Annotated in this window: 21 protein-coding genes; 10 read left to right on the forward strand and 11 right to left on the reverse strand. The window is 69.9% G+C overall.

Translation table 11 applies throughout. The features are described from left to right. The first annotated feature begins 64 nt into the window (after positions 1-64). From OX958_RS19635 to OX958_RS19650, 4 genes are all read left to right on the forward strand, one after another. The gene (locus OX958_RS19635) at positions 65-1,210 is read left to right on the forward strand and encodes a cyanophycinase (protein ID WP_270130369.1); all 1,146 of its coding nucleotides are present in this window, start codon (positions 65-67) and stop codon (positions 1,208-1,210) included. Continuing rightward, on the forward strand, positions 1,207-4,020 hold the full coding sequence (gene cphA, locus OX958_RS19640) for a cyanophycin synthetase (protein ID WP_270130370.1): 2,814 nt from the start codon (positions 1,207-1,209) through the stop codon (positions 4,018-4,020). Before OX958_RS19635 ends, cphA begins: the two co-directional genes overlap by 4 nt. A gap of 74 nt (positions 4,021-4,094) precedes the next feature. After that, positions 4,095-4,628: a copper chaperone PCu(A)C gene (locus OX958_RS19645; RefSeq protein WP_270130371.1), complete on the forward strand. Its 534-nt coding sequence runs from the start codon at positions 4,095-4,097 to the stop codon at positions 4,626-4,628. Continuing rightward, on the forward strand, positions 4,625-5,797 hold the full coding sequence (locus OX958_RS19650) for a Dyp-type peroxidase (protein ID WP_270130372.1): 1,173 nt from the start codon (positions 4,625-4,627) through the stop codon (positions 5,795-5,797). Before OX958_RS19645 ends, OX958_RS19650 begins: the two co-directional genes overlap by 4 nt. Here the strand turns inward: OX958_RS19650 and OX958_RS19655 are convergent. The 6 genes from OX958_RS19655 to OX958_RS19680 all read right to left on the reverse strand — a co-directional run bounded on the left by OX958_RS19655 (position 5,794) and on the right by OX958_RS19680 (position 10,636). After that, the gene (locus OX958_RS19655; RefSeq protein WP_270130373.1) at positions 5,794-6,141 is read right to left on the reverse strand and encodes a peptidase inhibitor family I36 protein; all 348 of its coding nucleotides are present in this window, start codon (positions 6,139-6,141) and stop codon (positions 5,794-5,796) included. The genes OX958_RS19650 and OX958_RS19655 overlap by 4 nt on opposite strands. A gap of 75 nt (positions 6,142-6,216) precedes the next feature. Then, on the reverse strand, positions 6,217-7,059 hold the full coding sequence (locus tag OX958_RS19660) for a hypothetical protein (RefSeq protein ID WP_270130374.1): 843 nt from the start codon (positions 7,057-7,059) through the stop codon (positions 6,217-6,219). Positions 7,060-7,099: 40 nt separating this feature from the next. Beyond that, complete coding sequence (locus OX958_RS19665) at positions 7,100-8,773, reverse strand: Mur ligase family protein (RefSeq protein WP_270130375.1); 1,674 nt, start codon at positions 8,771-8,773, stop codon at positions 7,100-7,102. 11 nt (positions 8,774-8,784) lie between these two features. Next, positions 8,785-9,555 (reverse strand): enoyl-ACP reductase FabI, encoded by a 771-nt coding sequence (gene fabI, locus OX958_RS19670; RefSeq protein ID WP_270130376.1) that lies wholly within the window; start codon positions 9,553-9,555, stop codon positions 8,785-8,787. Positions 9,556-9,585: 30 nt separating this feature from the next. Then, positions 9,586-10,290, reverse strand: coding sequence for a 3-oxoacyl-[acyl-carrier-protein] reductase (fabG, locus tag OX958_RS19675; protein WP_270130377.1), 705 nt, complete (start codon positions 10,288-10,290; stop codon positions 9,586-9,588). A gap of 133 nt (positions 10,291-10,423) precedes the next feature. Further along, positions 10,424-10,636, reverse strand: a complete 213-nt coding sequence (locus OX958_RS19680; RefSeq protein WP_270130378.1) for a dodecin — start codon at positions 10,634-10,636, stop codon at positions 10,424-10,426. A 78-nt stretch (positions 10,637-10,714) separates the two neighbouring features. Here OX958_RS19680 and OX958_RS19685 point away from each other — a divergent pair, with 78 nt between their 5' ends. Together OX958_RS19685 and OX958_RS19690 are read left to right on the forward strand one after the other, a co-directional pair. After that, on the forward strand, positions 10,715-11,038 hold the full coding sequence (locus tag OX958_RS19685) for a DUF3099 domain-containing protein (protein WP_270130379.1): 324 nt from the start codon (positions 10,715-10,717) through the stop codon (positions 11,036-11,038). 208 nt (positions 11,039-11,246) lie between these two features. Beyond that, positions 11,247-11,465 (forward strand): hypothetical protein, encoded by a 219-nt coding sequence (locus OX958_RS19690; RefSeq protein WP_270130380.1) that lies wholly within the window; start codon positions 11,247-11,249, stop codon positions 11,463-11,465. A gap of 65 nt (positions 11,466-11,530) precedes the next feature. Here the strand turns inward: OX958_RS19690 and moaA are convergent, their stop codons facing one another. Next, positions 11,531-12,547, reverse strand: coding sequence for a GTP 3',8-cyclase MoaA (gene moaA / locus OX958_RS19695; protein ID WP_270130381.1), 1,017 nt, complete (start codon positions 12,545-12,547; stop codon positions 11,531-11,533). A 68-nt stretch (positions 12,548-12,615) separates the two neighbouring features. Here moaA and OX958_RS19700 point away from each other — a divergent pair, with 68 nt between their 5' ends. Further along, a complete protein-coding gene (locus OX958_RS19700) occupies positions 12,616-13,392 on the forward strand; it encodes an SURF1 family cytochrome oxidase biogenesis protein (RefSeq protein ID WP_270130382.1) in 777 nt (258 codons plus the stop codon). A 158-nt stretch (positions 13,393-13,550) separates the two neighbouring features. Further along, positions 13,551-14,324 (forward strand): SDR family oxidoreductase, encoded by a 774-nt coding sequence (locus OX958_RS19705; protein WP_270130384.1) that lies wholly within the window; start codon positions 13,551-13,553, stop codon positions 14,322-14,324. Positions 14,325-14,534: 210 nt separating this feature from the next. Here the strand turns inward: OX958_RS19705 and OX958_RS19710 are convergent, their stop codons facing one another. Beyond that, the gene (locus tag OX958_RS19710; RefSeq protein WP_270130385.1) at positions 14,535-15,623 is read right to left on the reverse strand and encodes a DNA polymerase domain-containing protein; all 1,089 of its coding nucleotides are present in this window, start codon (positions 15,621-15,623) and stop codon (positions 14,535-14,537) included. Positions 15,624-15,781: 158 nt separating this feature from the next. Here OX958_RS19710 and OX958_RS19715 point away from each other — a divergent pair, with 158 nt between their 5' ends. After that, positions 15,782-17,377, forward strand: a complete 1,596-nt coding sequence (locus tag OX958_RS19715; protein ID WP_270130386.1) for a M4 family metallopeptidase — start codon at positions 15,782-15,784, stop codon at positions 17,375-17,377. Between the two features lie 116 nt (positions 17,378-17,493). Beyond that, a complete protein-coding gene (gene msrB, locus OX958_RS19720; RefSeq protein WP_270130387.1) occupies positions 17,494-17,913 on the forward strand; it encodes a peptide-methionine (R)-S-oxide reductase MsrB in 420 nt (139 codons plus the stop codon). Between the two features lie 38 nt (positions 17,914-17,951). Here the strand turns inward: msrB and OX958_RS19725 are convergent, their stop codons facing one another. The 3 genes from OX958_RS19725 to hemG all read right to left on the reverse strand — a co-directional run bounded on the left by OX958_RS19725 (position 17,952) and on the right by hemG (position 20,533). Beyond that, positions 17,952-18,335: a VOC family protein gene (locus tag OX958_RS19725; RefSeq protein WP_270130388.1), complete on the reverse strand. Its 384-nt coding sequence runs from the start codon at positions 18,333-18,335 to the stop codon at positions 17,952-17,954. Further along, entirely contained in the window at positions 18,332-19,033 is a 702-nt protein-coding gene (hemQ, locus tag OX958_RS19730) for a hydrogen peroxide-dependent heme synthase (RefSeq protein ID WP_442913206.1), read from the reverse strand. Before hemQ ends, OX958_RS19725 begins: the two co-directional genes overlap by 4 nt. 78 nt (positions 19,034-19,111) lie before the next feature. After that, complete coding sequence (hemG, locus tag OX958_RS19735; protein ID WP_270130390.1) at positions 19,112-20,533, reverse strand: protoporphyrinogen oxidase; 1,422 nt, start codon at positions 20,531-20,533, stop codon at positions 19,112-19,114. Between the last annotated feature and the right edge of the window lie 17 nt (positions 20,534-20,550).

Genomic DNA, 20,550 nt, shown 5'->3' on the forward strand with positions numbered 1-20,550 from the left:
CCATGGGACGCCTCACCGAGCGACCGAAGCGGGCCGCGCGGGGTCCAGCGCTTATTCTTCGGCTATGTCTGAACAGCAGGGTGGGGTGACGACGAGCGGGCCTGGTGCCCTGTTCGCCATCGGTGGGGCCGAGGACAAGCTGAAGAAGCGGCTGGTTCTGCAGGAGTTCGTCGAGGCGGCGGGTGGGCCGAAGGCACGGATCGTGATCGTGCCGACCGCGTCCGCCCTCGGGCCGGACGTGATCGACGTGTACTCCGCCCTGTTCGCCGCGCTGGGCGCGGCCAGCGTGGTCGGGGTCCGGCCGGAGAACCGCGAGGACGCCGACGACCCGGCCTTCATCGAGCCGCTCACCGAGGCCACCGGCATCTTCATGACCGGCGGAAACCAGCTCAAGCTGAGCGGCGTGGTCACCGGTACCGCGTTCGGCCAGGCCGTCACCGCGGCCCACGCCCGGGGCGCGGCCGTCGGTGGGACCTCGGCGGGCGCGAGCATCCTGGCCGAGCACATGATCGCGTTCGGCCGCTCCGGCGCCACCCCGCGCCAGCGGATGAGCCAACTGGCCGGCGGGCTCGGACTCGTCCAGGGCGCGATCGTCGACCAGCACTTCGCCCAGCGCAACCGGTACGGCCGGCTGCTGTCGCTGGTGGCCCAGTCCCCCGGTCTACTCGGCATCGGCGTCGACGAGGACACCGCGGCCGTCGTCCGCGGCTCCCACCTGGAGGTCGTCGGCCGGGGTGCCGTGACGATCTTCGACGGCAGCCGGATCACCTCCAACGCGCACTACGCGAGCCGGTCGGAGGCGATCCTCGCCTCCGGCGTCGTCCTGCACGTCCTGCCCGCGACCGCGACCTTCGACCTCAAGGCCCGGGTGCTGCTGTCCTACGGTCCGCAGCCGCCGGCCGAGGAGATCGCCTCGATCGAGGCGGCCGAGGCCGATCTGCGCAAGCTGGCCAAGGAGATCGCCGCCGAGGGCGTGTCACCCGCGTACTACGCCGAGCGCAAGCGGCGGGCGGGCCGGCGTACGGCGAAGGCGGGTGAACCGGGCAGCAAGACGGCGGCTCCGAGGAAGGCGGCCGTCAAGAAGGCCAGATCGTCGGCGGCGAGTCAGTCCAGACCGGAGGCGACCGAGCCTCTGAGCGCGGGCGCCGAACTCAGCCGACCAGACACCGATGCCGCAACAGGGCCGCAACCAGACAGTGGGAACGCATGACGGACACCGCCCCCGACCAGACCCTCGGAACTCCGAGCCCCGACCTGAAGATCATCGAGACCCGCGTCTACCGCGGGCCGAACATCTGGAGCTACGACCCGGCGATCCACCTGGTGGTCGACCTGGGGTCGCTGGAGGAGTTCCCGTCGAACACCATCGACGGGTTCACCGAGCGGCTGCTGGAGCACCTGCCCCGCCTTGACCAGCACCACTGCTCCCGGGGCCGGCGCGGCGGCTTCATCGAGCGGCTGCAGGAGGGCACCTGGCTCGGCCACATCGCCGAGCACGTCTCGCTGCAGCTGCAGCAGGAGGCCGGCCACGACATGCGGCGCGGCAAGACCCGCCAGGTCAAGGGCGTGCCCGGCCGCTACAACATCATCTACTCGTACGCCGACGAGGGCGTCGGCCTGGCCGCCGGTGAGCTCGCGGTCCGGTTCGTCAACTATCTGGTCCAGCCGACGCCGGACTTCGACTTCACCACCGAGCTGGAGAAGTTCATCCGGCAGGCCGAGCGGAGCGCCTTCGGGCCGTCGACGCAGGCGATCGTGGACGAGGCGGTCTCCCGCGACATCCCGTGGATCCGGCTGAACAAGTTCAGCCTGGTGCAGCTCGGTCAGGGCGTGCACGCGAAGCGGATCCGGGCCACCATGACGTCGGAGACGGGTTCGATCGCGGTCGACGTGGCCGGCGACAAGGACCTCACCACCAAGCTGCTCGCGTCGGCCGGCCTGCCGGTCCCGCGGCAGGCGTCCGTGCGTGAGGTCGAGGACGCGGTCTCGGCCGCGAACAAGATCGGCTACCCGGTCGTCTGCAAGCCGCTCGACGGCAACCACGGCCGTGGCGTCTGCCTGAACCTGCAGGACGCGGACGCCGTCCGGGAGGCCTTCCCGATCGCCGCCGACCAGTCACGGCGCGGCTCGGTGATCGTGGAGAGCTTCGTCACCGGCAAGGACTACCGCTGCCTGATCATCAACGGCCGGATGGAGGCCATCGCCGAGCGGGTGCCGGCCCACGTGGTCGGCGACGGCGTGCACACGGTGGCCGAGCTGGTCGAGATCACCAACGCCGATCCGCGCCGCGGTGTCGGGCACGAGAAGATCCTGACCCGGATCACGGTGAACGCGGCCGCGCGGGAGCTGGTCCGGACCCAGGGCTTCGAGATGGACGACGTACCGCCCGAGGAAACGATGGTGAAGCTCACGCTCACCGGCAACATGTCCACCGGCGGGATCTCGATCGACCGCACCTTCGAGGCGCACCCGGAGAACGTCGAGATCGCCGAGGAGGCGGCCCGGATGATCGGGCTGGACATCGCCGGCATCGACTTCATCTGCCCCGACATCACCCAGCCGGTGCGCGAGACCGGTGGCGCGATCTGCGAGGTGAACGCGGCCCCGGGCTTCCGGATGCACACCAACCCGACGATCGGCGATCCGCAGTACATCGCCAAGCCGGTGGTCGACATGTTGTTCCCGCCCGGCGCGACCAGCCGGATCCCGATCATCGCGGTGACCGGGACCAACGGCAAGACCACCACCTCGCGGATGATCAGCCACGTCTTCAAGGGGATGGGCCGCAAGGTCGGGATGACCTCGACCGACGGCGTCGTGATCGACGAGCGGCTGGTGATCCGGTCGGACGCGTCCGGCCCGAAGTCCGCCCGGATGGTGCTGCAGAACCCGCGGGTCGACTTCGCCGTCTTCGAGGTGGCCCGCGGCGGCATCCTGCGCGAGGGCCTGGGGTACCAGCGCAACGACGTCGCGGTGGTGCTGAACATCCAGCCCGACCACCTCGGGATGCGCGGGATCGACACCCTCGAGCAGCTCGCCGACGTGAAGGGCGTGCTGGTCGAGGCCGTGCCGCGGAACGGCTTCGCGGTCCTGAACGCCGACGACCCGCTGGTCCGCAAGATGCGGCGGAAGTGTTCGGGCGAGGTGGTCTGGTTCAGCATCGCCGAGTCGGGCAGCGAGGTCCGCGAGTACATCGAGGGTCACTGCCGCCGGGGCGGCCGGGCGGTCGTGCTGGAGCGGTCCGACCTGGGCGACATGATCATCATGAAGCACGGCCGCCGCTCGATGCAGCTGGCCTGGACGCACCTGCTGCCGGCCACCTTCGGCGGCCGGGCGATGATGAACGTGCAGAACGCGATGGCCGCCGCGGCCGCCGCCTTCGCCGCGGGCGCACCGCTGCACGACATCCGGCAGGGCCTGCGGACCTTCAACACCTCGTACTACCTGTCCCCCGGCCGGCTGAACGAGATCGACGTGCACGGCCGCACGGTGATCGTCGACTACTGCCACAACGCGCCGGCGATGCGGATGCTCGGTGACTTCGTCGACAAACTCGGCGAGAGCCTGAACGCGTCGTCCGAGCTCGGCCGGTCGTCGCGGATCGGCGTGATCGCGACCGCGGGTGACCGGCGCGACGACGACATGCGGGAGCTGGGCGAGGTGGCCGCGCAGCACTTCGACGTGGTGATCGTCCGCGAGGACGCCCGGCTGCGGGGCCGCGAGCGCGGCAGCACGGCCGAGCTCGTCGCCGAGGGCGTCCGGACGGCGATGGAGAACGGCGCGCGCTGCCGGCAGGTGGAGATCGTGCTCGAGGAGCTGACCGCGGTCCAGCACGCGCTGGCCCGCTCGAACCGCGGCGACCTGGTGGTGCTCTGCGTCGACCAGCACCAGCAGGTGCTGTCCCACCTGGAGTCGGTATCGCACCTGGCCCAGGCCGGCGCCCGCTCCGGCGACGAGGGCGGCGACCCCGACTTCGTGAAGCCCGACGCCGAGCCGGAAGCTGACCAGTCAGCCGAATAGCTCCGCGTGAGCGGGGACACACCGGGTGTCCCCGCTCCGGGGAACTCGGCCGGGACAAGGGTCGTTGGCTGTCCGTGAAGACGAAGCTGCTGCTGGCCGGTCTGGCCGTTGCCCTGCCCCTCCTGCTGAGTTCCTGCGGATCCTCCGGCCCCGAGGCACCGGCGGCGGAGGCGGCCGTCACGACACCGGGCGTGCTGGTCGAGGACGCCTGGGTGCGCGCGACGGTCGGTACCAAGAACGCCACGATGACGGCGGCCTTCATGTCGCTGACCAACCCCGGCAACGCCGACATCTCGTTGACCTCGGCAACCTCCCCGGTCGCCGGGATGGTGCAGCTGCACGAGATGACGATGAAGGACGGCAAGATGGTGATGCAGGAGAAGGCCGACGGCATCAAGGTGCCGGCCGAGTCGCACGCGCACCTGGCACCGAGCAAGGACCACGTGATGTTGATGGGGCTGAAGCAACAGCTCGAGCCGGGCGACGAGGTACCGCTCACCCTGAAGTTCTCCGACGGGAGCACGAAGGAGCTGACCGTCGCGGTGAAGCTGTTCACCGAGGAGGAAGAGCACTACCACCCGTCGGCCACACCCAGCACCACACCTTGACCGGACGGCCGTCGCGGCGGCAGCTCTTCGGGTACGCCGGAGCTGCCGCGGCGGGCGCCGCCGTCACCGGTGGCGCCGTTGCCCTGAGCCACAACTCGGGTGCAGTCCCCACCCGTACGCCGCTCCCCCGCGACCTCAGCCCGTACGGCGAGCACCAGCCGGCCATCGCCGCGACCTCACCGAAGCACGCCGAGTTGGTCGCGCTCACGCTGCTGCCGTCGACCGGCAAGGCCGCGCTCGGCCGGCTGATGCGCCTCTGGACCAGCGACATCGTCGCCCTGGGATCGGGCCGGCCCGCACCCGGCGACACGGCTCCCGAGCTCGCAGTTCCCGGGGTCGCTCTGACCGTGACAGTGGGTTTCGGCGCCAAGGTGTTCACTTTGCCCGGCCTCACCAGGCCGCGCGGGTTCAGCGACATCCCGGTGATGTCGCACGATCGCCTGCAACCCGGCTGGACCGGTGGCGATCTGCTGATCCTGGTGGGCGCCGACGACGCCGTGTCGGTGGTGCACGCGGTCCAGCGGCTGGTGGCGGATGCGGCGCCGTTCGCGAAGCCACTGTGGCGGCAGACCGGGTTCTGGAACGCGACCGCACCTGATGGTTCTCCGGTCACCGGGCGGAATCTCTTCAACCAGGTCGACGGCACCGGCAACCCCGCGCCCGGAACCCCGGAGTTCGACAGCACGGTCTGGGCGCCCGACGGCAGTACGACGCTGGTCGTCCGGCGGATCAAGCTGAACCTGCAGACCTGGGACGAACTCACTCGCTCCGAGCAGGAGCGCTCGGTCGGCCGCAAGCTGTCCGACGGCGCCCCGCTGACCGGCACGGCCGAGCACGACGAACTCGATCTGGAGAAGCGCGACGCCGACGGCCGCCTGATGATCGCGGAGAACGCGCACGCGCGGCTGTCCCACCACTCGGTGAACGACGGCCGGCGGATCTTCCGCAAGGGCCTCAACTACGTCCACGACACCGGCGCCACCCGCGAGTCCGGCCTGATCTTCCTCAGCTACCAGGCAGACCTGGTCAGCCAGTTCCTGCCGATGCTCGCCCGGCTCGACGCGGCGGACGCCCTGAACGAGTGGACCACCACGATCGGCTCAGCCGCCTTCGTGATCCCGGCAGGATTCAGCGAAGGCGGCTGGCTCGGTCGAGCCCTGGTCGGTTAGCCCGCGCGGAAGCTCAGGAACTTGGTGCTCGGGTAGCTGTGGAAGTTGTTGGCCGGTTCGAGGTTCGCGACCCCGGTGCAGTCGGCGGTGCGGTACAGGTAGATGTCCTTGGTGCTCCAGTTGAAGAGCGATCCGGGGACGAACGGCAGCCGGGTGCAGGACGTGCTGGGCGAGGCGTAGTGCACGCTCCTGCCACCGAACGCGGTGGTCTCGTAGAAGCAGGCGATGCCCGGGACGCAGGCGCCGGCGTCGGCCGACCGGTCCTGGGCCGCCGAGGCGGGGGTGATGCCGACCGCGACGACGGCGGCGGCAGCGGTGACTCCGAGGGCGAGGCGAAGTTTCACAAAAGTCCTCCGGGATGGGATTGCGTATTCCCTGACACCCCAGAGCCTATGGTTGATCTTTCAGCTACGCGCTTCTCACCGGCGCGCCGGGAGCAACCGGCGCTTGGGCTCCTCGCGGTCGATCCAGTCCAGGTCGTCGGACAGGACGGCGTCGTTGCTGCGTCCGTCGTCGGCCCCGGGCGCCAACGGAGGCGGCGGTAGCGCGCGCACCTTCAGTGCCACCATCGGGATCGCCAGCAGGACGGCCAGCAGCAGCCACGGCCAGTACTCCCGCAGAAGCGGCTCGAAAGCGGCGAAGAAGGCGTCGGTGCCCGCGTCGGCAACCACGTCGATCGACTGGCCCTTGGCGGCGGCCACCGCCTGAATGCCGTCGACCATGGCGAACGAGGCCACGTAGAAGACCGACAACGGCAGCCACGAGTACGCCGATGGCCAGCCGCGCCGCCAGCAGGCGGCGTACAGGAGGGTGGTGAGGCCGATCGCGACCAGCAGGCCGTTCAGTTGCCACAACCAGAGCCAGTCCTGGAGCTCGTCGGCGGGGCGCAGAGCGAACCAGGCGACGGGCACCGACAACGCAAACGCCGCCAGCACCGTGTTACGGGTGCCCAGGGCACCGAGTCCCGCGCCGACGACACTTGCCACCAGCAACGACATCAGAAGTCCCTGGGCCGAAAGATCGTAGCCGCTCAGCCACCAGGAGCCGACAGCAACGATCAGCACCAGCGGTACGGCGTACCGAAGCCGGGCCACGATCAGCCCCGCCAGCACTCCGCCCGTGAAGCCGCCCAGGACGAGCAGGTCCAGCCGGGTTCCGACGAAGGTGGTCGAGCCGGCCGGCAGCCCGGTCAGATAGCTCGGCGCGAAGCCGGCCACGAACCAGGCGGCGACCGCCGCTGGTACCGACCACAAGTAACGCATGACGATCCCCGATCCGCCCCGGGCGGCGGAAACCCGGGGATCAGTGCTGTGCGCGTTCGACCTTCGCCTTCAAGGTCTCCGGGTCATCGACGGTAGCCCCCTCGGACCGCAACCAGGCGTCAAGACTCGCCCGATCCTGCAGAGACATCACCGCGACCACGTCACCGGCCCGGGCCTCGCCGACCAGCGCCTGCGCCGCCTCGAGCTCGGTCGGGAAGGACGGTACGTCCTCGACGCCGACCGAACCGGCGCCCTCCCGGAAGACCGCCTCCAGCTCCGACGGCGGCCGGCCGCGCAGGTACTCGCCCTTGTGCCCGATCACCACCCGGTCGGCGCCACGGGCACCGATCGCGCCCATCGCGGAGACCATCTCGTCGGACCGGTCCCCCGGCGAACCCAGCGCCAGCAGCAGCCGCGCGCCGGGCATCCGGACGCCGTTCATGATCTCCAGCAGGGCTTCCAGGCCGGCCTCGTTGTGGGCGAGGTCGATCACCACGGTGAAGTCGCGGACGGAGTACATGTTCATCCGGCCCGGGTTGTTCTCCGACGGCGAGAACGTGCTCAGCCCCTCGATCACCGCGGCCCGCGGCAGCCCGAGCCCGAGCGCCGCCGAGGCGGCGGCGAGCGCGTTCTCCACGTTGTAGTGGGACAGCCCGGACAGCGTCATCGGGACGTCGACGACCTTGAGCAGCGGCTCGGCGTCGCTGGCCTGATCGAGCACGGTGATGAACCCGTCCAGCACGGTGGTCGCCCGGCCGCCCTCGTCCAGCACGCTGCGGATCGACGGCGAGTCGGGATCGCGGGAGAACACCCAGCTCTTGGCCGGCGAGTCCAGCCGCATCGCGAAGGTCCGCGGGTCGTCGCCGTTCACCACGCACCAGCCGCGCGGCCGGGTGATCTTGGTGATCACGGCCTTCACCTCGGCCAGCTGGTCGACGGTGTCGATCCCGCCCAGGCCCAGGTGGTCGGCGGTGACGTTGGTGACGACCGAGACGTCGTTGTAGGCGACGCCGACGCCGCGCCGCAGGATGCCGCCGCGGGCCGTCTCGGTGACGGCCAGCTGCACTCCGGGCTGCGACAGCACCTGGCCGGCGCCGCTCGGGCCGGAGAAGTCGCCGTACTCGACCAGCTTGCCGTCGAAGTACACGCCGTCGGTGCTCGACCAGCCGGTGTGCAGGCCTGCTGCCCGGCCGATGTGCGCGATCATCCGCGAGGTGGTGGTCTTGCCGTTCGTGCCGGTGACGGCGACGACGGGGATCTTCGGGCGCAGCGTCGGCGGCGCGTTACCGGCCGGCTCGTTGCGGACCCGGTCCCCGACGCTCGTCACCAGTTCAGGCAGCTCGTCGGCGCCGAAGGCGTCGACCACCTCGACGATCGCCATCGCGAGCGCGCGGGCGCGGCCCTCGTGCGCCCACGGGAACGCCACCACCAGCCGGTGCACGTCGTTCTCGGAGCGGACCCGGACGCCGATCCGCCCGATCCCTGCCTCGCGGGCGATCCGACGCAGAATGTGCCCGACCACCCGGACCGCGAACCGCTGCCGGAAGCCGGAGCCGATCCGCCCGGGCCGGGTCGCGCCGAGCCCGAGTGCCTGCGCGTACGCCTTCGCGGCCGGAGCCGGCGCGTCGATCAGGGCCGACAGGTCGAGCGTGAGCTTGATCGCTGCCCGGCTGAAGTACAGGTTGGCCCCGTCCAGGACGCGGAGCTCTACCAAGGAGGTGGACACTAGGCACCCATCGCGTGAAAGCCGCCGTCGACGTGGATGATCTCGCCGGTGGTGGAGGGGAAGAAGTCACTGAGCAGGGCGACGATCGTCTTGCCGGTCGGCTCGAGGTCGGACGGGTCCCAGCCCAGCGGGGCCTGGTCCAGCCACGGTCCCTCGAACTTCTCGAAGCCCGGGATCGCCTTCGCGGCCAGCGTCTTCAGCGGACCGGCGGAGACCAGGTTGCAGCGGATCCCCTGCGCGCCCAGGTCACGCGCCAGATAGCGCGAGGTCGACTCCAGGGCCGCCTTCGCGACCCCCATCCAGTCGTACCCCGGCCAGGCCACGCTGGCGTCGAAGGTCAGCCCGACGATGCTGCCGCCCCGGCTCATCAGCGGCGCGCAGGTCACCGCCAGCGACTTCAGGCTGTACGCCGAGACGTGCACCGCGCGGGACACGTCGTCCCACGGGCCGTCCAGGAACTTGCCGCCGAGGATCGTCTCCGGGTTGCCGTAGGCGATCGAGTGCACGACGCCGTCGAGACCGTCGACGTGCTCGCGGATCGCGGCCGGCAACGCGGCCAGGTGATCCTCGTCGGTGACGTCGAGCTCGATCACCGGCGGCGTCACCGGCAGCCGGCCGGCGATCCGCCGGGTGATGCTCAGCGCCCGGCCGAAGTTCGAGATCAGTACCGTGGCGCCTTGTTCCTGCGCCACCTTGGCGGTCGCGAAGCCGATCGAGGAGTCGAGCGTCACGCCCGCGACCAGGATCCGCTTGCCGTCGAGGATGCCCACCGGCATTCCCTTTCTCGAAAGAAGTATTGGTCAGTGGCCCATGCCGATGCCGCCGTCGACCGGGATCACGGCGCCGGTGATGTAGGCGGCTTCGTCGGAGGAGATCCAGCGGACGGCCTGGGCGATCTCCTCGGTCCGGCCGAACCGGCCGAGCGGGATCTGGCCCAGGTACTGCTTCTGGGTCTCCTCCGGCAGCACGGCGGTCATGTCGGTCTCGACGAACCCCGGTGCCACCACGTTGGTGGTGATGCCCCGGCTGCCGAGCTCGCGCGCCATCGACCGGGCCATCCCGATCAGTCCGGACTTGCTGGCGGCGTAGTTCACCTGGCCGGGCGAACCGAGCAGACCGACCACCGAGGAGATGAAGACGATCCGGCCCCGGCGCAGCCGCAGCATGCCCTTGGCCGCGCGCTTGGCGACCCGGAACGAGCCGGTCAGGTTGGTCTGGATGACCGCGTCCCAGTCGTCGTCGGACATCCGCAGCAGCAGCGTGTCGCGGGTGATGCCGGCGTTGGCGATCAGTACCTCGACCGGGCCGTGCTCGGCCGCGATGGTGTCGAACGCGGCGTCGACCTGCTCGGCGTCGGTGACGTCGCACTTGACGCCGAGGAAACCTTCCGGCGGCTCACCGCTACGGTAGGTGACCGCGACCTGGTCGCCGGCCTCCCGGAAAGCGGTCGCGATAGCCAGCCCGATGCCCCGGTTGCCGCCGGTGACCAGTACCGATCTCGCCACGTTTCGATCTCCTCACGCAAGTCCCGTCCAGCGCCGTACGGCGCTGCCGCACGAACGGTATCTCCCGACCCCGCCGGTACTGCGAACCGGGCGGCCCCGGCGGTTCGCAGTACTCCGCTCCGGCCGCTCGCGGTCAGGAGTCCTCGAGGCGGAAACCGACCTTGAGGCCGACCTGGTAGTGGTCGATCGCGTTGTCGACGATGTGGCCGCGGATCTGCGTCACCTCGAACCAGTCCAGGTGCCGCAGGGTCTCACCGGCGCGGGAGATCGCGTTGGTGATCGCCGCGTCGACGCCTTCCTTGGAGGTGCCGACGAGCTCGGTGACGCGGTAGGTGCGATCGGTCATGGCTGTTCTCCTTCGGCTGGGTAGGCCGCAACTTCTGCAGCGGCGTACCGTTGATATTGATGTTGGTGAGGAGAATAGATGTCACAGCGCCGTAAGCGGGGTCGTGAACGGTCCGACGCAACGGTCATCACGGTGACCGATGCGCAACCCGGCCGGTCGGTGGACCTGGAGACCAGGATCTTCCGCTACGCCTGGATGATGTCGTTGCGGGTGGTGTGTTTCGTCGGCGCGGTGATCACTCCGTCCCCCTGGCGCTGGATCCTGCTGGTCGGTGCCGTTTTCCTGCCGTCGGTGGCGGTCGTACTGGCGAATGCGCGGCAGACCGCGAAGGTCTCCGGGGGCGAGGTCTACCTGCCGCCGGCCCGGCCGGAACTGCGTCAGGAACACGACACCGAAAAGTGATCCGCGTCGGGACTGGATTCTCATGACGGATCCGTGTCAGAATCTGCGTGCTCTGAAGTTCACGGATGAAATTCAGGGTGTTGATGCGGCGTCGGACGGCTCCCCCCGTGGCTGTCCGACGTCGCTTCATTTTGCCCAGGCTTTTGATTATTGAGTGGTCAGGAACAATTGCCCGGACCGCCCGGAATGTCACCCAGGAGAGCCTGCTGTGAGCACCACCGAGAACGACGAGCAGCTGTCGACCGTCTGCTCTGCAAGGGGATGCGGCCAACCGGCCACCTGGGCGCTGCGGTGGAACAACCCGAAGATCCACACCCCCGACCGGCGTAAGACCTGGCTGGCTTGTGACCAGCACAAGCAGAGCCTGTCGGACTTCCTCGGTGCGCGTTCTTTCCTGCGCGAGGTGGAGCCTTTCCCCGCGCCGTAACCGGACCTCTTACCGGCCTTCGGTGCGCGTTACACCGGAAAAAGTAAATTTCCGGTTCAGAAACGTCAGCCGCCGATGGCGGACATCGGCCGGACCGGCTGCAGGAAGCTCGGATCGTTGATGCCGTGGCCGGGAAGTTTTCCGCGCATCGCCCGCCGCCACCGGTCCGCCAGTTCCTCGTCGCCGGCCCCCGCCCGCAGCGCCGTTCGCAGGTCGGACTCGGTCCGGGCGAACAGACAGTCACGAACCTGGCCGTCGGCCGTCAGCCGGACCCGGTCGCAGTCACCGCAGAACGGCCGCGTGACGCTCGCGATGATGCCGACCGTGGCCGGACCGCCGTTCACGGTGAACGACTCGGCCGGCGCGCTGCCCCGGGTCGCCGCGTCGGTCGCTGCCAGGCCGAAGCGCTCGCCGAGCAGTTCGAGGATCTCGTCGGCCGTGATCATCTGGTCCCGGCTCCAGCCGTGCTGGGCGTCCAGCGGCATCTGCTCGATGAAGCGCAGCTCGTAGCCGTGGTCGAGGCAGAACTGCAGCAGCTCCGGCGCCTGGTCGTCGTTCACGCCCCGCATCAGGACCGCGTTGACCTTCACCGGGGTCAGGCCGGCCTCGTGGGCCGCCGCCAGGCCGGCCAGCACGTCCTTCAGGCGATCGCGCCGGGTCAGCTCCAGGAAGGTGTCCTGCCGAACGGTGTCGAGGCTCACGTTCACCCGGTCCAGGCCGGCCTCGCGCAACGCCTGCGCCTGCCGGGCCAGACCGATCCCGTTGGTCGTGATCGAGACCTGGGGGCGCGGCAGCAACTTCGTCGTCCGGGAGACGATGTCGACGACGCCGCGACGCAGCAGCGGCTCCCCACCGGTGAAGCGGATCTCGTCGACGCCGAGGTGGCCGACCGCCACCGAGACCAGCCGGACGATCTCGTCGTCGGTCAGCAGCTCGGGCTTGGCGAGCCAGTCGAGCCCTTCCTCGGGCATGCAGTAGGTACAGCGGAGGTTGCACCGGTCGGTCAGCGACACGCGCAGGTCGGTGGCCACCCGGCCGTAGTTGTCGGCGAGCCCGAGCGGGGTCCTGCTGGGTGCTGTCACCACCCCAGCCTACGTCGCGCCCGGCAGCCGGGCGCAGCACGTTTCAGTGGATGGCCTAAGTTCGAAGCGTGCGTCGTCTGATGAATGTCCGGTGGTTCACCTCCGCCTTGGTGATCGTCGTGCTCTCCGTGGCCTGTCTGCAGCTCGGCCGCTGGCAGCTGCACCGGCTGGACTCCCGGAAGGCGCACAACGAGGTGATCCGGAAGAACCTGGCCGCTCCGGTCACCCCGCTGACCGAGATCGTCGGGCCGGACCGGGTGATCGGCGAGCAGCACGACTGGCGCACCGCCACCGTCACCGGCCGGTACGACGCCACCAAACAGGTGGTCGTGCGCTATCGCAACGTCAACGACCGGCCGGGGTTCGAGATCGTCACGCCGCTGCTGCTGCCCGACGGCACCGCCGTACTGGTCGATCGGGGGTTCTTGCCGAAGCAGGGCGGGGAGCTGGCGCCGGGCACCGTTCCGGCCGCGCCGTCCGGGGAGGTCACCGTGACCGGCCGGCTCCGCCGCAGCGAGCGCGGCGGCCACACCAACGGCGGTACGCCGGCCGACGGCACCGCCCGGCTGATCAACGGGGCCGAGTACGCCCCGGCGCTCGGACTGACCCTGTACGACGGCTATCTGACGGTGGACCAGCAGGAGCCGGCCGCCGATCCGGCCTTCCGGGGGTTCCCGGGGCCGGAGATCGACGGCGGACCGCACTTCTTCTACGCGTTGCAGTGGTTCCTCTTCGGCCTGCTGGCGATCGGCGGGCTGGTCTACTTCTCCCGGCAGGACGTGACCGCCGAGGAGCCGGCGACCGTTGCCGGGAACAACGACGATGTGGCGCGGACCACTCCCTGAGCACCCGTTGCCCCCGGCTACGACCGGCGCGCGGACCTGCGTCACCGAGTGTTTCGCCAGGGCCGACGCTGCCGGCAACTACCTTGCGGTGAGACGCAAGTCCAGTGAATGAGATCGATGCCACCCGGCGCGGCGTGCGCCGGGCGAGATGTGGTGGCGTGAGGCAGGATGGGGACGTGGACCTCGGACTGCGCGATCGCATCTACATCGTCACCGGCGCCAGCGGCGGGCTCGGTTACGCCACCGCCAAGGCATTGGCCGCGGAAGGCGCCAAGCTGGTCATCTCCAGCCGGAGCGAGGAGTCGATCTCCCGCGCCGCCGCCGAACTCGGCCAGAACGTGGTCGGCATCCCGGTCGACAACGCCGATCCGGAGAGCGCCGAGCGGCTGGCCGCGACCGCGATTGCCAAGTGGGGTGCCCTGCACGGCGCCCTGATCAGCGTCGGCGGCCCCCGGCCCGGCACGGCGATGGACACCGAGGAGGACGACTGGCGCGCCGCCTTCGACAGCGTCTTCCTGGGCGGGCTGCGGATCGCCCGCTCGGTCGCCCGGGCCGGCACCGACGGTACGTCGATCGCCTTCGTGCTGTCGTCGTCGGTGAAGTCGCCGATCAACGGCCTGGCGATCTCCAACGGGCTCCGGCCCGGCCTCGCGATGGTGGCCAAGACGCTGGCCGACGAACTCGGCCCCAACGGCGTCCGGGTGAACGGGTTGATGCCCGGCCGGATCGCCACCGACCGGCTGAAGGAACTGGACGGCAAGTCGGGTGACCCCGACGCCGCCCGCCGCGCCGCGGAGAAGACGATCCCGCTCCGCCGTTACGGCAACCCCGACGAGTTCGGCCGGGTCGCCGCCTTCGTCCTGTCCCCCGCCGCGTCCTACCTCACCGGCGCCATCATCCCGATCGACGGCGGCGCCCTCCGCGCGATCTGACGGCGCCCGTCACGCTCGCCGACCCACCGCTTCCTACCCGACGGCGCTCACCACCCACCGCTCCGTGCCCGACGGCGCTCACCACCCGCAGCCTGGCGCGGCGCTTTTCTGCCCGACGGCGCTCACCCCTGCAGCCCCGGCGCGGCGCTCCTCTGCCCGACGGCGCTCACCCCCCCGGAGCCCGGCGCGCCGCTCCCCGGCTCGACCGCGCTACTCGCCGGGCACGGACTCCTCCGGCTCCGGGTCCTTCGGGCTGTCGCGGTCCTTCGACGGCTGCACCCGCTTCGGCTCGCCGGGCATCTTCGGGTACTCCGGCGGGTACGGCAGGTCGCCTTCGCCGAAGTCGCGCTCCTGCTTGGCCGACAGCTCCAGCAGCGACTCCAGCGAGAACGCCTGCTCCCCGACCGCCGCGTGCAGGTCACCGGCCTCGGCGAAGCGGGCCGGCATCGTCAGCACGTCGAAGTCGTCCGGCACCACCTCGGACACCTCCTCCCAGCGCAGCGGCGCCGAGACCCGGGCGCGCGCGTTCGGCCGGACGGAGTACGCCGAGGCGATGGTGCGGTCGCGGGCCATCTGGTTGTAGTCGATGAAAACGCGCTCGCCGCGCTCCTCCTTCCACCAGTTGACCGTCACCTGGTCGGGCATCCGCCGGGACAGTTCGCGGCCGACCGCGATCACGGCCCGCCGTGCCTGGACGAAGTCCCACCGGGGCTCGATCGGCACGTAGACGTGCAGCCCGCGACCGCCCGAGGTCTTCGGATAACCCTCCAGACCGTGCTCGGCGAGCAGTTCCCGCAACACCGGAGCGATCACGGCGGCACTCTTGAAGTCGGTGCCGGGCTGGGGGTCCAGGTCGATCCGCAGTTGGTCCGGCGAGTCCAGTTCCGGGCGGCGTACCGGCCAGGGGTGGAAGGTGAGCGTGCCCAGATTCGCCGCCCAGGCGACCACCGCCAGCTCGGTCGGGCAGACCTCGTCGGCCGGCCGGCCGCTGGGAAACCTGATGGTCGCCGTCTCGACCCAGTCGGGCGCGCCCTTGGCGACCCGCTTCTGGTAGAACGCGTCGCCCTTGTTGTCCATCCGGGTCGACAGCTTCGCGCCCTCGAACCACCCGCCCGGCCAGCGCTCGAGCGTGGTCGGCCGGTCCCTGAGCGCGCCCAGGATCCCGTCGCCGACCGCGACGAAGTAGTTCACGATGTCGAGTTTGGTCAGGCCCCGGTCCGCGAAGTACGGCTTGTCGGGGTTGCTGACCCGGACCGTCCGTCCCGCGATCTCCAGCTCGATTGCCTTGGTCGCCGCCATGGCGCGACGCTACCGCCCGGCACCGGCAAAACCGCCGCGAGCACGCGGGAAAGAGAAATTTCCCGACCTCTGGCCACCCTGGGTGACTGGGCGGTAACGTTCCAGCACCTCGTTCCTGGGGCGTGAGGCCCCCGGGACACCCTTGAAGGAGCGCGAGGATGAACAAATCCGCCCTGCTCGCCGCTGCTACCGCAGTGGCGACCGCAACCGCCCTCGGGCTGACCGGCGCCACCACGGCCACCGGCGCCCCCGCGGCAGAGCCGGTCCCGACCTCCGCTGCCGCGGTCGCCCGGGCCAAAGCCGCCGTCCCGGCGAATCTCGGCACCCTGAAAGCCACCGGCGCCGACACCTTCCTGGTGAAAGACGTCATCGTCGACGCCGACGGCAGCACCCACGTCCGGATGGACCGCATCATCGGCGGCCTGCCCGTGCTCGGCGGCGACGTGGTCATGCACCAGGCCAAGGACGGCGCCGTGAAGGGCGTCAGCCTGACCCTGGACCGCTCGGCGAACGTCGGCCGGACCCCGAGGATCACCGCCGCCACCGCGGTCGGCAAGGCAGTGACCGGCAACCTCAAGGCCGAGGGCAAGCCGGCCCTGGTCATCGAGGCGCGCAAGGGCGCGCCGCGACTCGCCTACCGGGTCAGCAGCGGCGGCACGCAGGCCGACGGCACGCCCAGTCACGTGACGACGACGATCGATGCCCTCACCGGCGCGAAACTGGTCAGCGAGCAGCACATCCACACCGCGACCGGCGACGGCAAGAGCCTGTACTCCGGCACCGTCCCGCTCGACACCACCGCGGTGACCGGTGGGTTCAACCTGACCGACGGAGCCCGCGGCAACGGCACCACGCTGGACGCGCAGAACAAGACCGACTCGATCTTCTGCCAGATCCTGCAGATCGGTTGCCCGGTCGCGGCCAAGTTCCTCGACGCGGACAACCACTGGGGCAGCGGCCTGAACACCGACCGCGCGTCAGCGGCGGCGGACGCGCACTACGGCGCGGCGACGACGTTCGACTACTTCAAGCTGATCCACGGCCGCAACGGCATCTTCAACGACGGCAAGGGCGTCCCCAGCCGGGTGCACTACGGCACCAACTACGTGAACGCGTTCTGGGACGGCAAGAAGATGACCTACGGCGACGGCGACGGGGTCGTCGCGGGCCCGCTGGTCTCGATCGACGTGGCCGGCCACGAGATGTCGCACGGCGTCACCTCGGCCACCTCGAACCTGACCTACTCCGGTGAGTCCGGCGGCCTGAACGAGGCCACCAGCGACATCTTCGGGACCGCGGTCGAGTTCTACTCCGACAACGCGGCCGACCCCGGCGACTACTACATCGGCGAGGAGATCATGAAGGACCGGCCGGCCCTCCGGTACATGGACAAGCCGAGCAAGGACGGCAACTCCAAGGACTGCTGGTACTCCGGTATCGGCAACATCGACGTGCACTACTCCTCGGGCGTGGCGAACCACTTCTTCTACCTCGCCGTCGAGGGCAGCGGCCCCAAGGTGATCGGCGGCCTGCAGCACGACTCGCCCACCTGCAACGGATCGACCGTGACCGGTGTCGACCGGACCAAGGTCGCCAAGATCTGGTACCGGGCGCTGACCACGTACTTCACCACCGGTACGACGTACGCGCAGGCCCGGGTCGCGACGCTGAACGCGGCCACCGACCTGTACGGCGCTGCGAGCCCGGAGCGCGCGACGGTGGCGGCCGCCTGGTCGGCCGTCGGCGTCAACTGATCGGCTGAGATCGCCCGGGCCTGTCCCACTGGGGCGGACAGGCCCGGGCGATTGCGGCTGGCTTACGTCAGGGCCCGGGACGGGGTTTCGGTTGACCCGCCGCCGATAATGGGGACATGACAGAGAGCACCAGGCAGTACGCGGTACAGAAGTCCGACCAGGAGTGGCGTGCCGAGTTGTCGCCGGCGGAGTTCCAGGTGCTTCGCAAGGCCGGGACCGAGCGGCCGTTCACCGGTGAGTACACCGACACCAAGACGATCGGCGTGTACCAGTGCCGGGCGTGTGACGCGGAGCTGTTCCGCAGTGAGACCAAGTTCGACTCGCACTGCGGCTGGCCGTCGTTCTTCGCCCCGCTGGCCGAGGACCGGGTGGAGTACATCGAGGACCACGACCTCGGCATGAAGCGCGTCGAGGTCCGCTGCGCCAACTGCGGCTCCCACCTCGGCCACGTCTTCGAGGGTGAGGGCTACGGCACCCCCACCGACCTGCGCTACTGCATCAACTCGGTCAGCCTGAAGCTGACGCCCGCGGAGTAGCCCGCCGGCCCGGTCCTCGTCGCCCCGGTCCGCATCGCTCAGACCGGAGTGGCGAGGGCTACCGGGTTGTTGTCGGGGTCGGTGACGTAGGCCTGGCGTTCACCCCAGGGCATGGTGGCCGGCTCCTGCAGGACCGGGTGGCCGGCCGCCCGGAAGGCCTCCACGGTGGCTTCGACCGAGTCGACGTAGACGAAGAGCTCGAAGCGTGCCGCCGTACCGACGTTGATGCCCAGCTGGGCTTCCGGCCAGCTGGAGTCGGCGATCCCGAGGGATGACTCGCCGCGTTCCAGGCCGACGTAGTGCGGGTCGCCCTCCATCGGGAACTGGTAGCGCGACTCGTAACCGAGCAGGGCGTAGAACTCCAGCGACCGGCGCACGTCGGAGACGTACAGGACCGGGAAGGCCTTGCGCTCGGTGGTCACGCCAGGTTCGCGATCAGGTCACTCAGCTCGGCCCGTTTGCCGGTGTAGAACGGGACCTCCTCACGCACGTGCCGTCGGGCGGTCGACGCGCGCAGGTCGCGCATCAGGTCGACCATCCGGTGCAGCTCGTCGGCCTCGAAGGCCAGCATCCACTCGTAGTCGCCGAGCGCGAACGACGCGACCGTGTTCGCCCGGACGTCGGGGTAGCCGCGGGCCATCTTGCCGTGCTCGGCGAGCATGAACCGGCGCTCCTCGTCAGGCAGCAGATACCACTCGTAGGACCGGACGAACGGGTAGACGCACACGTAGGCGCGAGCTTCCTCGTCGGCCAGGAACGCCGGGATGTGGCTCTTGTTGAACTCCGCCGGGCGGTGCAGCGCGAGCTGCGACCAGACCGGTGCCAGGTGCCGGCCGAGCCGCGAGCGACGCAGTACGTGGTAGGCCTTCTGCAGCGCGTCGGACGTCGGCGCGTGCCACCAGACCAGGAAGTCGGCGTCGGCGCGGAAACCCTCCACGTCGTACCAGCCGCGGATCACCACGTCGTCATCGGCCGCGAGCTTGCCCAGCAGCTCGGAGAGCTCCGCGGCCAGCTCCTCACGCTCGACCTCACCGAGCGGCGTCTCCACCTTGAACACCGACCACATGGTGTAGCGGATCACATTGTTCAGCTCGCGCGCCTTCGGCTTCGTCTCGGTCACCTTCCCATTGTCGCCAATGCGTCCACGGCGCCGTGCACCCGGGTTCGGCTTACGTGATCGCCGCCGTCATCAGCCTGATCACGAGTCTGCAGACTTCGATGCCTGCAAGTGAGCCTGGACCTGGCCTGCTGCCTTCACAGCACTAGCAACGCAGGCGGCGATGCCGACGCCTCGGTAGGCCGCGCCGCAGACGGCTAGGCCGGGGTGGTCGGCTACTGCTGCCTCCACGCGGGCGATGCGGTCCAGGTGGCCGACGGCGTACTGCGGGAGTCCTCCGCCCCATCTGGTGACCAGTGAGGCGACTACCGAGGTTTCGAGGCCTATCGCAGTGCGTAGGTCGGCCGCGGCGAGAGCTGTGAGTTCCTCGTCGGAGCGTTGGAGCACGTACTCCTCACCGAGCCGGCCAACAGAGCAGCGGAGTACTGCGAGGTCTCCCCCGGCGTCAGCGGACCACTGCCACTTGGCGTGCGAGTAGGTGGAGGCCTTGATCGTGCGGCCTTCCACTGACGGCACCAGGAAGCCTGAGCCGGTGGCTGTCGTGGGCCAGTCCTCCTTGCGTACTGCGAGCGTGACGATCGCCATACTCGCGTACTGAATGGCAGACAGCTCTGTGGCCGCCTGCGGCACCACTTCGGCCAGCATGCGGCCCGCCGGCGAGGCAGGCGCCGCCACGATGACAGCGTCCGCTTGCAGCAGCGTCGGGGCCGGCACTGGGCCCGTCTCCAATTCATAGCCGCCCGCAGTACGCCGGATGCGCCGTACGGTCGCACTGCGGTGGATCTGCACCCCGCGACCCAACAGGTCGGCTTCCAGTGCAGTGATGAGCCGGTTGATCCCACCCTTGATCCCGGCGAACACCGGGTCGCCGGACGCGTTGCGGCGCTGGCTTGCTTCACGCAGCTCAGTTGTTGCCGCCAGCAAGCTGGGCGCGGTCCGCAGCTTGGCATAGAGATCCGGTACTGCGGCCGCGAGCGAGATCTCCTCCGCCCGACCGGCATAGACCCCACCGAGCAACGGGTCGACGAGCTTGTCCGACACGGCGGTGCCCATCCGCTCAGCGACGAACCGTCCGATCGCCACATCCTCGGTCAGCTCGGGCGCCTTCAGCTCAGGCTCGCGCGCCACCGCGGCGGCGCCGTCCTCCCCCAGTACGTCGATCGTCGCGGCAGCCTCCGCCGGCACCCCCATCACCGTCGGCGGAATCGACCGGATCCGATCACCGATCCACAGCCCGGCCTGCAGGGTCGCCGGGTGCACGACGTCGTCACCCAGTCCGACCGAGCGGATCAACTCCACGGCCTCTGGCCGGCGAGCCAGCACGGACTCGGCCCCGAGGTCGACCGGGATGCCTTCCAGCTCCGCGCCCGCCAGCTTGCCGCCCAGCCGTGGCGACGATTCCAGCACGGTGATCCTCGGCGGATTGGGGCCGCTCGCCAGCGCGTGCGCCGCGGCCAGTCCACTGATCCCGCCACCTACGACTACTACAGACTTACGCTCCACAGCCCCATGAGATCAGA

Source organism: Kribbella sp. CA-293567, from assembly GCF_027627575.1.
Lineage (GTDB): Bacteria > Actinomycetota > Actinomycetes > Propionibacteriales > Kribbellaceae > Kribbella.